A 12867-nucleotide genomic window follows, 5' to 3' on the forward strand; every position below is an offset into this window, starting at 1 on the left:
TGGCGTTGCGTGCCACCGCGGCAATACGCCGGCAAGCATCACGAAAAATGCCCGTGAAGCGTCCTCGGTGGATCACGTAAAAATGCCCGCGAAACGGTCGATCCTCAGCAGGCATGGGAAGTGGGCTGTCGATGTCGTCTCGGACCGAGATCACCGCGAAGTTCGCCAGGGCGTATGTGGGGGCGCCGAAGGCGGACAAGGGGCAGATTCTGGATCAGGTGGTGGCGGTCACCGGCTGGTCGCGTGACAACGCCCGGCGGCGGTTGAGGGCGGCGGCCGCGCCGCCGGGAGCGGGTCGGCAGGTCGCCAAACGGACTCGCCGGCAACGCAATCCGAAGTACTCCTAGGATGCGCTCAAGGTGTTGCAGAAGGTGTGGGCGGCCTCAGGCGGGCAGTGCGGCCGGTACCTGGCCGCTTCCATGGCACTTCAGTTGGATGCTCTAGAACGCCACGGCGAACTGGTGGACGGCCGTGACCGTTACGGCCCGGCGGTGCGTGCCGAGCTGTTGGCGATGAGCAGCGCCACGATCGACCGCTACCTGCGCGGCGCCAAGGCCCGCGACCAGATCTCGGGTGTGTCGACGACGAAACCCTCCCGCTGCTGCGGTCCTCGATCACCATCTGCAAAGCAGGCGATGAGGCCGAAGAATCTCCGGGGTTCTTCGAAGGCGACACCGTGGCGCACTGCGGCCCGACACTGAAAGGTGAGTTCGCCCGCACGGTCAACCTCACCGACATGCACATCGGCTGGGTGTTCACCCGCACGGTGCGCAACAACGCCCACCCCCACATCCTGGGCGCCCTCAAAACCGGAATTACTAAAATCCCTATAAGGTAACGGGTTTGGACTTCGACAACGGCACCGAATTCCTCAATAAGGCGGTCATCAAGTGGGCCGCGGACATGGAGATCTTCTTCACCCGCTCACGACCCTACAAGAAGAACGACCAGGCCACCATCGAGTCCAAAAACAACCACCTCGTGCGTCGCTACGGGTTCTACTACCGCTACGACACCGACGAAGAACGCGCCGTGCTCAACCGGCTGTGGCACCTGGTCAACGACCGGCTCAACTACCTGACCCCACCATCAAACCCATCAGCTACGGCTGCAGCCGCGACGGTCACCGCCGCCGGCTCTACGACAAGCCCCAGACCCCCCCTGGACCGGCTGCTGGCCGCCGGAGTCCTCTCAGCGGCCCAACAAACAGAGCTGCTCACCTACCGCAACAGCCTCAACCCCGCCGCGATCGCCCACCAGATCGCCGACCTGCAAGCCGCCCTGCTCAGACTCGCCAAAGACAAGACCGAACAGCTCTACCTCACCGCCATACCCGCCGCTCTACCCGCCCTCAAAGCCGGCATCCGCATCAAAAGCAAGACCACCACCTGACCCCGATTTCGCGGGCATTCCTTACCTGATGCATGAACCAGGTTTCGCAGGCATCTTGACTTGATGCATCACGGGGATGGGCAGGGGGTCATGCCATCACGACCATCACAAAACCGGCTGCTCCGACAGCGTCAGTGCTAGCAGCCTCGCGCTTCGGGTCGCGCCTAGCGACCACGAGCTGAGGCATGAAGTGATTGATTTTGGCACCCTGCCGCCGGAGATCAACTCCGCGCGGATCTACGCCGGGCCCGGCCCCGGATCGCTGTCGGCGGCCGCGGTGAGCTGGGCGAGCCTGGCCGCCGAATTGCAGACCGCCGCGAGTTATTACCAATCAGTGGTCTCGGGACTAACCAGTGGCGGCTGGTTGGGACCGGCATCGCTATCCATGGCGTCTGCGTTCTGGCCGTATGTGACGTGGACGTCCATGGTTGCCACCCAGGCCGGCGAGGCCGCCAACCAGGCCGCGCTGGCCGTGACAGCCTACGAAACCGCCCTGGCAATGACCGTGCCACCACCAGTGGTGGCCGCCAACCGGGTCCAGCTGGCAACACTGACCGCCACCAACTTCTTCGGCCAGAATTCGCCGGCAATCGCGGCCACCGAGGCCGCATACAGCGAGATGTGGGCGCAAGACGCGTTGGCGATGTATGACTACGCGGCAAACTCGGCAAGCGCGTGCGCGCTGACGGTGCTGAACTCGCCGCCGGAGGTCGTCAATCCGGCTGGGGCGGCCACCCAAACCACCGCGGTCACCCAGGCAACCGCCGCCTCGGGAGCCCAGGCCGCCGCGGTCGCGGGAACAGATCAATTGTCGCTGGCCGGATTGGTTTCCGCGGTTCCCACCATGCTCGGCGGGCTCGCATCACCCACCTCCGCGCTTACCGCGGCGACGTCGTCGCTACTCCCCGAACTCGGCACCACCCCGATCTACGCCCTGCCGAGCTATTTCATGGCGGCCGGCACCCCGCTTTATGCGATGTCGTCCATCCTGGGAATGGCACAGACCGCACAGGGCTTGGCGAACGGAGCTGCCGCGGCCGTGCAGGGGGCGGCGGCGGGGGCGGCCAGCTCGGGGGCGAGCGCGCTCGGATCGTTGGGATCGGGCGTGGTGGGCGGACTGGGCAACGCCGCCTCACTGGGCCCGTTGTCGGTACCGGCCAGCTGGACCAGCGTCATCCCAACGCTGAACGGGGGCGCGATTTCCGGGCTACCCAACGCCGGGCTCGACGCCGCCAACGCGGCGCCAACAGTCCTTGGTGCGGCGCCGCGGGGCGCGTTGGCCGGCGCGCCCAGATCACCCGGGCCCCGATACGGCGTGGTCCCCACGATCATGTCGCGGCCGCCCTCTGGCGGGTACGCGTAAGCCCCGCCATGAGCAGCGGGCGGCTGACTTCCCGGATTCCGTCGGCGATGGTGCACGCGGTGACCGCAATCGCGCGGTGCCGGTCGCCGCACCCTGTTCCGGAAGGAGCGGCGAGTGACACTCGAGGCCACCGCGGGCGCGGTCGCAATAGCCGCACCCCTGCCGGGCGAGACGGGAAGCGCGAGAACATGAACCAGGGCATCCGGTCTGCGCCCGCTGTGCGAATGGCCGTCAGCGGCACCATCGTCGAGCGCCGCGAGTTCGATGAGGTGCTGTCGATCATCGCGTCACGCCTGCAATCCACCTCCCAGGGGTGCCTCTCGGTGGGCTCGGTGAATCTCGACCACCTGTTCCATTTCCGCAAAATCGCGGCCGCGCCCCGCGGTCGGCTGGAATGGCTGCTGCTGGCCGACGAAATGCCGATCGCATGGCGGGGCAAGCTGCTCACGGGCGAGCCATGGCCCCGGATCACCGGGGCCGACCTACTCCCCAGCCTGTTGGAGTTGGCCGAGCGCTCGGGTCAGCGCGTCGGCTTTTTTGGCGGCAGCGCCGGGACCCATCGGCTGCTCGCCGAGTCCTTGGCTACGCGGCACCCGGCGCTGGCAATTTCGGGCATGTGGGCGCCGACCGCCGAGGACATCGAATCATCGTCAGAACACCTGGCGGCCGCTATCCGCAACGCGCGCAACGACATCCTGATCGTCAGCTTGGGCAAACCTCGCCAGGAACGGTGGGTCGACCAGTACGGCTGCGCGACCGGGCCCGGGTTTTCCTGCCGTGCGGCGGTTCCATTGATTTCCTGGCCGGCGCCACCAACCGAGCCCCCGGTTGGATGCAGAAAGCCGGCCTGGAATGGCTATACCGGTTGGCCAGCGAGCCACGCCGGTTGGCCCGCCGTTATCTGTTGCAGGGCCCCATCGCCTTGCTCCGCGCGGCGCGCGCGCAGTTGATCTACTACCCCCACACCTACTGCGGGGGCCCGCCATCGAGTGATCATGTCGACATCCCAGCCTCCGTCCGCGACACCCCCCAGCCCGAACCAGCGACTGCATAAGGGAAAGCGGGCCAGCGTGACCTCGTTGCTGCACCGACGAACCGGTGATTGTCCGGCAACTCCGGATCCCATGGGCTCGCCCAATCGCGACACGGTGCGGCGCTGGCGGCTGCAGTATTCACGCAGTCTGCGCATCACCGACTCGGCGATCGTCTTCGCGGCGGTCATGCTCGCGCAATACGTGCGCTTCGGCGATTCACCGAACAGATCGGGCTACCCGGGCCCGGTCATGACGCTGTTCTCGGTTCTGTTCGCGGCACTGTGGCTGTCGTGTCTGGCGATCTTCAACACGAGATCACAGCACGTCATCGGGGTGGGAATCGATGAATACCGCCGAATCAGCAGCGCATCATTCTGGACATTCGGGGCCATCGCAATGGTCACCCTGCTCGCCAAGATCGACCTGGCCCGCGGCTATCTGGCGGTCGCCCTGCCGGTCGGCACCATCGCATTGCTGGCGAGTCGCAACGGGTGGCGCAAGTATGTCGGCCGCAAACGCGCTCGGGGCCAATGCCAGACGATCGCACTGGCTATCGGTGACCGGCCAGGGGTTTCGCGCCTCATCCATGAACTGGTCCGCAATCCGCGCGACGGCTACTCCGTTGTCGGGGTCTGCATACCGGGTTCGGGGGCGCCGCGCGGCGACGTGCTGCAGGTCGAAGGCCGCAAAGTCCCGAGCCTTGGTGACGAATCCCACGCCCTGGCGGCGATCGACGAATGCGGCGCAGACACGGTGGTGGTGACCCAGACCGAGCAGTTCGGCGTGCACGCGATCAGGAACCTGATCTGGCAGCTGGAGACACTGGACGTGGACCTGGTGGTGTCGCCGGGGGTGATGGACATCGCGCAGGCCCGGCTGACCCTGCGCCCCGTGGCCGGCTTCCCGCTGCTGCATGTCGAAAAACCGCAATACTCAGGGGCGCAACGGTTTCAGAAACGAGCCTTCGACTTCTGCTTCGCACTGACAGCTCTGATCGCCGCATCGCCACTGCTCATCGCCGCCGCCGTCGCTATCAAGCTGACCAGCAAGGGGCCGGTCTCCTACCGCGCCGAACGCATAGGCATCAATGGCCAGCCCTTCACCGTGCTTAAACTTCGAACGATGGTGGTGGGTGCCGACAGCCAAATCGACGGCCTGGTTTCGCTGAATGAGGGCGCCGGCGGCATTCTGTTCAAGATGCGCGACGATCCGAGGGTCACACGGATCGGCCGAATCCTTCGCAGATTCAGCATCGATGAGATTCCGCAGTTCATCAACGTGGCGGCAAGCATCACGAGAAATGCCCGTGAAGCGTCCTCGGTGGATCACGTAAAAATGCCCGCGGAACGGTCGATCCTTGGCAGGCATGGGAAGTGGGCTGTCGATGTCGTCTCGGGCCGAGATCACCGCGAAGTTCGCCAGGGCGTATGTGGGGGCGCCGAAGGCGGACAAGGGGCAGATTCTGGATCAGGTGGTGGCGGTCACCGGCTGGTCGCGTGACAACGCCCGGCGGCGGTTGAGGGCGGCGGCCGCGCCGCCGGGAGCGGGTCGGCAGGTCGCCAAACGGACTCGCCGGCAACGCAATCCGAAGTCCTAGGATGCGCTCAAGGTGTTGCAGAAGGTGTGGGCGGCCTCAGGCGGGCAGTGCGGCCGGTATCTGGCCGCTTCCATGGCACTTCAGTTGGATGCTCTAGAACGCCACGGCGAACTGGTGGACGGCCGTGACCGTTACGGCCCGGCGGTGCGTGCCGAGCTGTTGGCGATGAGCAGCGCCACGATCGACCGCTACCTGCGCGGCGCCAAGGCCCGCGACCAGATCTCGGGTGTGTCGACGACGAAACCCTCCCGCTGCTGCGGTCCTCGATCACCATCTGCAAAGCAGGCGATGAGGCCGAAGAATCTCCGGGGTTCTTCGAAGGCGACACCGTGGCGCACTGCGGCCCGACACTGAAAGGTGAGTTCGCCCGCACGGTCAACCTCACCGACATGCACATCGGCTGGGTGTTCACCCGCACGGTGCGCAACAACGCCCACCCCACATCCTGGGCGCCCTCAAAACCGGAATTACTAAAATCCCTATAAGGTAACGGGTTTGGACTTCGACAACGGCACCGAATTCCTCAATAAGGCGGTCATCAAGTGGGCCGCGGACATGGAGATCTTCTTCACCCGCTCACGACCCTACAAGAAGAACGACCAGGCCACCATCGAGTCCAAAAAACAACCACCTCGTGCGTCGCTACGGGTTCTACTACCGCTACGACACCGACGAAGAACGCGCCGTGCTCAACCGGCTGTGGCACCTGGTCAACGACCGGCTCAACTACCTGACCCCCACCATCAAACCCATCAGCTACGGCTGCAGCCGCGACGGTCACCGCCGCCGGCTCTACGACAAGCCCCAGACCCCCCTGGACCGGCTGCTGGCCGCCGGAGTCCTCTCAGCGGCCCAACAAACAGAGCTGCTCACCTACCGCAACAGCCTCAACCCCGCCGCGATCGCCCACCAGATCGCCGACCTGCAAGCCGCCCTGCTCAGACTCGCCAAAGACAAGACCGAACAGCTCTACCCCGCCGCCATACCCGCCGCTCTACCCGCCCTCAAAGCCGGCATCCGCATCAAAAGCAAGACCACCAGCTGACCCCGATTTCGCGGGCATTCCTTACCTGATGCATGAACCAGGTTTCGCGGGCATTTGACTTGATGCATCACGCGTGGTCAAGCGGGACATGAGCGTGGTCGGGCCCCGGCCGCCGCTGAGTCGAGAAGTCGACAGCTACGACGGTGATGTCCGGCGGCGGCTGTTGGTGAAGCCGGGCGTTACCGGAATATGGCAGGTCAGCGGCCGGTCCCAAATCTCCTGGGAAGAATCGGTCCGGTTGGATCTGTCCTATGTCGACAACTGGTCGATGGCAGGTGATCTCATGATCATCGCCAAAACGGTGAAGGCCGTTCTGGCCAGCCGCGGCGCCTACTAGGTGGCCCGCGAACCATGACCGAACCGACGGTGCCCAGCCCGGTTGTGCCGTCCGTGCCGGTAGCACGTTTGGCGCAGGCGTTCTCGATCCAGCTCATCTGCCGGATACTCGGGATGCTGGCCTCGGTGGTCTCGGTGATGCTGACCGCGCGCTATCTCGGGCCCGGCCGTTACGGCCAGCTCACCATTGCGGTGGCGTTCATCGGAATGTGGGCGAGCCTGGTGGATCTCGGTATCGGCCGGGTCATCGTGCGCCGCGTCACCTCGTCCCCCGACGATCTGGAACGCCTGGTCCGGATCTACAACGGCCTGTCCCTGGTCTATTGCATTCCGATGACCCTGGTGGCGGCGGGATCTGGATTGCTGGTGTATCACGACCACGAGGTGCGAGCCATGCTCGTGGTGCTCTCGTGCCAGCTGCTCATCGTGACGATGCTGACGCGACTGGAACCGGCGTTCCTGGTCACCGTGCGGTTCACCGCCGTGGCCGTCTCCGACGTCGTCGGCCGGTTGGCGACGCTGGGCGTGATCAGCTTTCTGGTGGCCAGCCGAGCCGATGTCATCTGGTTCGCGGTACCGCAACTCATTCAGACGGCGCTGCAGTTGCTGATCCAGAGCCGCGCGGCGTCCCAGCGGGTACGGCTGCGCCCCATCCTCGCGCTGCGAGAGGCCGCAAATCTCTTGCAGGAGAGCCTTTTTCCAATGGGCGTCACGGTCATCACCGTGCTGTACTGGCGCGTTGACGGGGTGATCCTGTCCCTGCTGAACACCCATTCCAGGTCGGCGTTTACGGGTTGGCCTCCTCGATCGCACTCAACACCCTGGTTTTGTCGGTGTTCTTCCTCAAGTCCACGCTCTCCACCGCGACCGAACTGTATTCCCGCGACCTGGCGGCATTCGCCGGTTTCATCCGCCGCAGCGTCGAGCTGATGTATTTCCTTGCCGTGCCGATCGCCGTGGTCGGCGTGCTGGTGGCGCAACCCCTGATCCGGCTCCTGGGCAGCCAGGCGTTCGTCAGCCGCGGTACCCCCACGCTGGCCCGTGATGCATCAAGTCAAGATGCCCGCGAAACCTGGTCCATGCATCACGTAAGGAATGCCCGCGAAATCGGGGTCAGGTGGTGGTCTTGCTTTTGATGCGGATGCCGGCTTTGAGGGCGGGTAGAGCGGCGGGTATGGCGGCGAGGTAGAGCTGTTCGGTCTTGTCTTTGGCGAGTCTGAGCAGGGCGGCTTGCAGGTCGGCGATCTGGTGGGCGATCGCGGCGGGGTTGAGGCTGTTGCGGTAGGTGAGCAGCTCTGTTTGTTGGGCCGCTGAGAGGACTCCGGCGGCCAGCAGCCGGTCCAGGGGGGTCTGGGGCTTGTCGTAGAGCCGGCGGCGGTGACCGTCGCGGCTGCAGCCGTAGCTGATGGGTTTGATGGTGGGGGTCAGGTAGTTGAGCCGGTCGTTGACCAGGTGCCACAGCCGGTTGAGCACGGCGCGTTCTTCGTCGGTGTCGTAGCGGTAGTAGAACCCGTAGCGACGCACGAGGTGGTTGTTTTTTGGACTCGATGGTGGCCTGGTCGTTCTTCTTGTAGGGTCGTGAGCGGGTGAAGAAGATCTCCATGTCCGCGGCCCACTTGATGACCGCCTTATTGAGGAATTCGGTGCCGTTGTCGAAGTCCAAACCCGTTACCTTATAGGGATTTTAGTAATTCCGGTTTTGAGGGCGCCCAGGATGTGGGGGTGGGCGTTGTTGCGCACCGTGCGGGTGAACACCCAGCCGATGTGCATGTCGGTGAGGTTGACCGTGCGGGCGAACTCACCTTTCAGTGTCGGGCCGCAGTGCGCCACGGTGTCGCCTTCGAAGAACCCCGGAGATTCTTCGGCCTCATCGCCTGCTTTGCAGATGGTGATCGAGGACCGCAGCAGCGGGGAGGGTTTCGTCGTCGACACACCCGAGATCTGGTCGCGGGCCTTGGCGCCGCGCAGGTAGCGGTCGATCGTGGCGCTGCTCATCGCCAACAGCTCGGCACGCACCGCCGGGCCGTAACGGTCACGGCCGTCCACCAGTTCGCCGTGGCGTTCTAGAGCATCCAACTGAAGTGCCATGGAAGCGGCCAGATACCGGCCGCACTGCCCGCCTGAGGCCGCCCACACCTTCTGCAACACCTTGAGCGCATCCTAGGAGTACTTCGGATTGCGTTGCCGGCGAGTCCGTTTGGCGACCTGCCGACCCGCTCCCGGCGGCGCGGCCGCCGCCCTCAACCGCCGCCGGGCGTTGTCACGCGACCAGCCGGTGACCGCCACCACCTGATCCAGAATCTGCCCCTTGTCCGCCTTCGGCGCCCCCACATACGCCCTGGCGAACTTCGCGGTGATCTCGGCCCGAGACGACATCGACAGCCCACTTCCCATGCCTGCTGAGGATCGACCGTTTCGCGGGCATTTTTACGTGATCCACCGAGGACGCTTCACGGGCATTTCTCGTGATGCTTGCCGCACGGTGGTCTGCAGCGGCACCGAACTGGTACGCTGCAGACCAACCACAATCCTGACGGCACGAGCGGTGTCGTCAAAGGAGTGCTCTTCGATGCCCACCTGGATCTGCGGCATCAGCGCTTAGGGCACCGATCGCAGTCCGTCGGGCACCGGCGGCGCCGCCGGGCTGCTCTGCAAGGCGGTGTCGCCGTCGATGGCCAGGGTAAGTACGTGATCTCCCGCCCCAGCGGTGTAGAAATCTCCGCAGCGCCCAACGTTGCCCGACACATCCAGCGTCAGGTCAACGCCGGTCCACCGTTGCAGGAGCCGATCCGGAACGTCCGCCCAGCGGTCGATGACACCACTGCTTTCGGTTGGCCAGCGGTCGATGGTCTCCGCGCCGATCGTTGCGACGATCTGACCGGCCATACTCGGCGGTATCGGCGAGTATGAGCCTTGTAGATGCACCCGCATCGAGTGCACCGATCTCGCGAACCGAGTCTGGTCCAGCCCGATGGTAACCCGCGGCTGCAGTCCAACGGAGTTAAGGCCGGGCTGCCCGAGTTCGCGCAGCGTGGTGGTGTCACCGGGCAGGTGCAGGCTGGGCTTGAACGATCCCACCACGGCCTTGGAAGCCAGGGCCAGCTGGGACAGGCTGCTGAACAGCAACGTTATCGATGATTCCGCGGCCGAACCCAGCGGCCCGGAGATCAGCAGCCAGGGCACACCGGTGGCCCCCCGAAGGGAAAGCCCCTCGTCCTGACCCTCTTTGATGACGACTTGGCGTTCCAGCGGTCGCGGCGGCGCCGGCGGGGCGAGCTCCCCTTGGGCAACCGGACCACCGCGATTTCCGGGGCTTGTTTGCCGTAGTTGGCCGCCGCGGCGGCGGCCAACTGGACCACCGCGTCGGACTCGGCCACCGACGGCGATGGCGGCACGAAGATGCCCAGCCGCCGCAGCACCGGCGGCAGGAAATGGGCCACCGTGACGGGCGGCCGCTCCACGCCGACGAAGCTGACCGAGCCGTTGACCAGGCTAAACGGGCTCCACGGGTAGACGCACAAGTCCTCCAATGGCACCAGGTAGGCCCGCAAGATCACGGTCACCGCGTCATCGACCACCGTTGCGTCGGCCAGCGGAATGACAATGGGTGATTGGTCCGCCGCGGGCAGGTTCACCCTCGCGATTTCGCGGTCGTTTTGGGTGACCGTGATCAAGCCGGAGCGCAGATTGACCGGCAGTACGGCGGTCGCGTTCAACGCGGTCGGTTTGAGCCCGTGCGGGGCGGGAATGGTCAGCTGCTGGGTGCCCTGCAGACCATAGAACGACAAGACGGAGTTGTATCCGAGACTGCTCAACGTCATGGTCGGCGCGTCCACGAGCGTGGTATCGGTCTCCTCGGGCGCACCCCAGGACGCCGGCGCGCTCAAGGCCAGGAATCCGACCACGCTGGCCAGCGCCAGAGCCATGCGAGCTATGCGCACAGAATTGCGGTACATCAATATGCCTCAATACGTTCCAGGAAATCCGGCCTGATCAACTTCCGCAGACACGAAAGATGTTCTGCCTCAAGGAAAATAGACGTCGCACAGCAGGCCGAAATGGTAATAGAGCACCCCTCACAGGTGCACACTACTACAGATCGGCGCCGAACCTGTGGGTAACGTTCGACCTGGTCACGCAGCCGGCGAGGCACTTACGCGGTGTCGTTGACCCGCCTGAGCCAACCAACAAGCCGCGCCGCTGTTTGGTTGGCGCCACCGCAGATGGTTAAGGTGACGGCGTGGCCAAGCGCAGCGATCAACGGCCAACGCCGCGCGGCCACCGCCGTCGCTGCCAATACCGTCGCGACAAGCCCCAATTCACGGGGGCGCAGCAAACATACAGACATTCGGCGGTGCTCGATTGACCGGCGGGTTGCGAGACATCCTGTCCCCGTCGCGGCTCACCCACATCGTTGATGTTGGGGCCAGCCGAAGCTGCGGCGACTGGCCGTACACGGCCATGCTCAACGCGGGCCTGTGTCACCTCACCGGCTTCGAACCGGGGCCCGAAGCGTTGCTCGAGTTGCAGCGCACGCGCGGCCCCAACGAGTCCTACCTGCCCTACGCCCTCGGCGACGGCACGCCACAGACTTTGCAGGTCTGCCCGCCACCGGGGGGAAATGACCAGCCTGCTCGAACCCGACCCGACAACGCAGGGGTTGTTCACGCTCTTCGATCCGTTCGGCAAGGTGATCGAGCGCCTCCCGATCCAGACTCATCGCCTCGACGACATCGGTGAAATCGAACATCTTGATCTCTTGAAAATCGATATCCAAGGCGGCGAACTGGCTGTTTTTCAGAACGGCCGGGAAAAACTGGCCGAAGTGGTGGCAGTTCAGACCGAGGTCTCATTCATCACCTTGTATCGGGATCAGCCGCGCTTCGGGGATGTCGACCTGGAACTACGCAGTCAGGGGTTTGTCCCGCACTGCATCCCCAACGCTGTGAAGAGATGGGTGATCGGCGACTTTGTCGTCGGTGGGAGTCCAAGCCGCCCACTGAACCAGATCCTGGAAACCGACATCGTCTACGTCCGGGACTTCTTTGACCCCGACGCAATGACCGCCGAACAGCTCAAGCACCTGGCAATGATTTCGCATCATTGCTATGGCTCGTTCGACCTGGCCTTCCGGTGCGTGCAGCTGCTGCAGGCCAGGGGCGCGGTGGGCCCCGCAAGCGCGCAACGCTACCTGGATATTTACCGGCGCGCGGTTCACCACAAATCAGCGCTCTGGCGCGCGCAAAACGGCGCTAGCCGGCTAAAGCATCGACTGCGGGCGAGCGCCGCGAAGTGGACCCGTTCACCAGGTCGGGGTCGTTGAACTCTGGCCGAACCCGGCGGCGCGGTGCACGGCGTTGGCGGACTTGACCGGCTCCGCCTTGCGGATCACGTAGGTGAGGTTATTGTGCCGCCAGGCCAGAACACCAAAGGACAAGGCCCACAGCGCTTTTGCGTATGCCCGAACGATCCGGACCCGTAAGCCTTTGCCCCGGACGTAATAGGTGTGCCCGCGCTCTCCGACAATCGTGCACTCGTTGTTGTCGCAGAACGCCCGTATGCCGTGCCGGGAGATGACCGGCGCATGGTAGGTGCGAAACGGCGGATGGCCGGGCTTCCCGGCGTCGGGGTAACCCACGAAGTAGCGGTAGTAGGCCAGATGAGCCGAAAACGGTGTGTGCCGCGTGGTCCAGCCGTAGACCGCGTCGCGGTCCGGGATACGCAGCAGCAGCAGCCCGCCAGGTTTGAGCCCGTCGAGCATCAACGCGAGCGCGGCCTCGGCGTCGTGGATGTGCTCGAGCACGAACGAGCTGTAGATGACGTCGTAGCGCCCGGGCGGGATCGTTCCCTTGACGGTCAAATCACCCAGGATCGCCTCGTCGAGGTCTCCGACCTTCTCAACACGCCTTTGCAGCGCATCAGCATTGAGGTCGATACCGGTCAACCGATAATCGATGCCATCCAGATTGATTGGCCATTCGAGCCCACATCCGGCTTCGAGTATCTCCAGCGGACCGCCGAGACTTTTGATGACCGAGGAACACAGCGCCACTTCGTCGCTCCAGCTGTCGACGGTCTTCAAGTCCGTTCGACTGCTCAT

At 64.6% G+C, this 12867-nt stretch carries 15 protein-coding genes and 4 pseudogenes; 14 read left to right on the plus strand and 5 right to left on the minus strand.

The window, feature by feature from the left end; translation table 11 throughout:
- Positions 1 to 131: 131 nt before the first annotated feature.
- From G6N41_RS01295 to G6N41_RS01355, 13 genes and pseudogenes are all read left to right on the plus strand, one after another.
- Positions 132 to 347 carry a hypothetical protein gene (locus G6N41_RS01295; RefSeq protein ID WP_198965403.1) on the plus strand — a complete coding sequence of 72 codons (216 nt, stop codon included), beginning with the start codon at positions 132 to 134 and terminating at the stop codon, positions 345 to 347.
- 72 nt (positions 348 to 419) lie between these two features.
- Positions 420 to 701 carry a hypothetical protein gene (locus tag G6N41_RS01300; RefSeq protein ID WP_198965176.1) on the plus strand — a complete coding sequence of 94 codons (282 nt, stop codon included), beginning with the start codon at positions 420 to 422 and terminating at the stop codon, positions 699 to 701.
- On the plus strand, positions 677 to 838 hold the full coding sequence (locus G6N41_RS01305) for a hypothetical protein (RefSeq protein WP_198913342.1): 162 nt from the start codon (positions 677 to 679) through the stop codon (positions 836 to 838). Before G6N41_RS01300 ends, G6N41_RS01305 begins: the two co-directional genes overlap by 25 nt.
- 5 nt (positions 839 to 843) lie before the next feature.
- Positions 844 to 1392: a hypothetical protein gene (locus tag G6N41_RS01310; RefSeq protein ID WP_231608768.1), complete on the plus strand. Its 549-nt coding sequence runs from the start codon at positions 844 to 846 to the stop codon at positions 1390 to 1392.
- A 190-nt stretch (positions 1393 to 1582) separates the two neighbouring features.
- Positions 1583 to 2755: a PPE family protein gene (locus G6N41_RS01315; protein ID WP_198966360.1), complete on the plus strand. Its 1173-nt coding sequence runs from the start codon at positions 1583 to 1585 to the stop codon at positions 2753 to 2755.
- Positions 2756 to 3171: 416 nt separating this feature from the next.
- Positions 3172 to 3441 (plus strand): annotated as a pseudogene (locus tag G6N41_RS29395) (WecB/TagA/CpsF family glycosyltransferase); the annotation flags it as partial.
- 44 nt (positions 3442 to 3485) lie between these two features.
- Positions 3486 to 3809: a WecB/TagA/CpsF family glycosyltransferase gene (locus tag G6N41_RS29400; protein ID WP_259593354.1), complete on the plus strand. Its 324-nt coding sequence runs from the start codon at positions 3486 to 3488 to the stop codon at positions 3807 to 3809.
- Between the two features lie 16 nt (positions 3810 to 3825).
- On the plus strand, positions 3826 to 5289 hold the full coding sequence (locus tag G6N41_RS01325; protein ID WP_407663713.1) for a sugar transferase: 1464 nt from the start codon (positions 3826 to 3828) through the stop codon (positions 5287 to 5289).
- A gap of 169 nt (positions 5290 to 5458) precedes the next feature.
- The gene (locus tag G6N41_RS01335; protein ID WP_198965176.1) at positions 5459 to 5740 is read left to right on the plus strand and encodes a hypothetical protein; all 282 of its coding nucleotides are present in this window, start codon (positions 5459 to 5461) and stop codon (positions 5738 to 5740) included.
- On the plus strand, positions 5716 to 5871 hold the full coding sequence (locus tag G6N41_RS01340) for a hypothetical protein (RefSeq protein ID WP_198965232.1): 156 nt from the start codon (positions 5716 to 5718) through the stop codon (positions 5869 to 5871). Before G6N41_RS01335 ends, G6N41_RS01340 begins: the two co-directional genes overlap by 25 nt.
- 149 nt (positions 5872 to 6020) lie before the next feature.
- Positions 6021 to 6431, plus strand: a complete 411-nt coding sequence (locus G6N41_RS01345; RefSeq protein WP_231608770.1) for a transposase — start codon at positions 6021 to 6023, stop codon at positions 6429 to 6431.
- Between the two features lie 73 nt (positions 6432 to 6504).
- A pseudogene (locus G6N41_RS01350) lies at positions 6505 to 6768 on the plus strand (sugar transferase); the annotation flags it as partial.
- Between the two features lie 14 nt (positions 6769 to 6782).
- A pseudogene (locus G6N41_RS01355) lies at positions 6783 to 7807 on the plus strand (oligosaccharide flippase family protein); the annotation flags it as partial.
- A 73-nt stretch (positions 7808 to 7880) separates the two neighbouring features.
- Here G6N41_RS01355 and G6N41_RS01360 read toward each other — a convergent pair.
- The 4 genes and pseudogenes from G6N41_RS01360 to G6N41_RS01375 form a co-directional block, all read right to left on the minus strand.
- Entirely contained in the window at positions 7881 to 8291 is a 411-nt protein-coding gene (locus G6N41_RS01360; protein WP_231608771.1) for a transposase, read from the minus strand.
- 144 nt (positions 8292 to 8435) lie between these two features.
- Positions 8436 to 8855 (minus strand): hypothetical protein, encoded by a 420-nt coding sequence (locus G6N41_RS01365; protein WP_198913147.1) that lies wholly within the window; start codon positions 8853 to 8855, stop codon positions 8436 to 8438.
- Between the two features lie 72 nt (positions 8856 to 8927).
- Positions 8928 to 9143: a hypothetical protein gene (locus tag G6N41_RS01370; protein ID WP_198968062.1), complete on the minus strand. Its 216-nt coding sequence runs from the start codon at positions 9141 to 9143 to the stop codon at positions 8928 to 8930.
- A gap of 66 nt (positions 9144 to 9209) precedes the next feature.
- Positions 9210 to 10693, minus strand: a pseudogene (locus G6N41_RS01375) (hypothetical protein); the annotation flags it as partial.
- A 695-nt stretch (positions 10694 to 11388) separates the two neighbouring features.
- Here G6N41_RS01375 and G6N41_RS01380 point away from each other — a divergent pair.
- The gene (locus G6N41_RS01380; RefSeq protein ID WP_231608772.1) at positions 11389 to 12090 is read left to right on the plus strand and encodes an FkbM family methyltransferase; all 702 of its coding nucleotides are present in this window, start codon (positions 11389 to 11391) and stop codon (positions 12088 to 12090) included.
- Here the strand turns inward: G6N41_RS01380 and G6N41_RS01385 are convergent.
- Entirely contained in the window at positions 12070 to 12867 is a 798-nt protein-coding gene (locus G6N41_RS01385) for a class I SAM-dependent methyltransferase (protein WP_198966361.1), read from the minus strand. The genes G6N41_RS01380 and G6N41_RS01385 overlap by 21 nt on opposite strands.

Origin of the sequence: Mycobacterium shottsii (genome assembly GCF_010728525.1) — a bacterium.
GTDB classification, from domain to species: domain Bacteria; phylum Actinomycetota; class Actinomycetes; order Mycobacteriales; family Mycobacteriaceae; genus Mycobacterium; species Mycobacterium marinum.

Bases quoted from the DNA above. Each gene is read 5' to 3' on its own strand.
- G6N41_RS01295 (WP_198965403.1), top strand. From the start codon at position 132: ATGTCGTCTCGGACCGAGATCACCGCGAAGTTCGCCAGGGCGTATGTG.
- G6N41_RS01300 (WP_198965176.1), top strand. From the start codon at position 420: ATGGCACTTCAGTTGGATGCTCTAGAACGCCACGGCGAACTGGTGGAC.
- G6N41_RS01335 (WP_198965176.1), top strand. From the start codon at position 5,459: ATGGCACTTCAGTTGGATGCTCTAGAACGCCACGGCGAACTGGTGGAC.
- G6N41_RS01365 (WP_198913147.1), bottom strand. From the start codon at position 8,855: ATGGCACTTCAGTTGGATGCTCTAGAACGCCACGGCGAACTGGTGGAC.
- G6N41_RS01370 (WP_198968062.1), bottom strand. From the start codon at position 9,143: ATGTCGTCTCGGGCCGAGATCACCGCGAAGTTCGCCAGGGCGTATGTG.
- G6N41_RS01380 (WP_231608772.1), top strand. From the start codon at position 11,389: ATGACCAGCCTGCTCGAACCCGACCCGACAACGCAGGGGTTGTTCACG.
- G6N41_RS01385 (WP_198966361.1), bottom strand. From the start codon at position 12,867: ATGAGCAGTCGAACGGACTTGAAGACCGTCGACAGCTGGAGCGACGAA.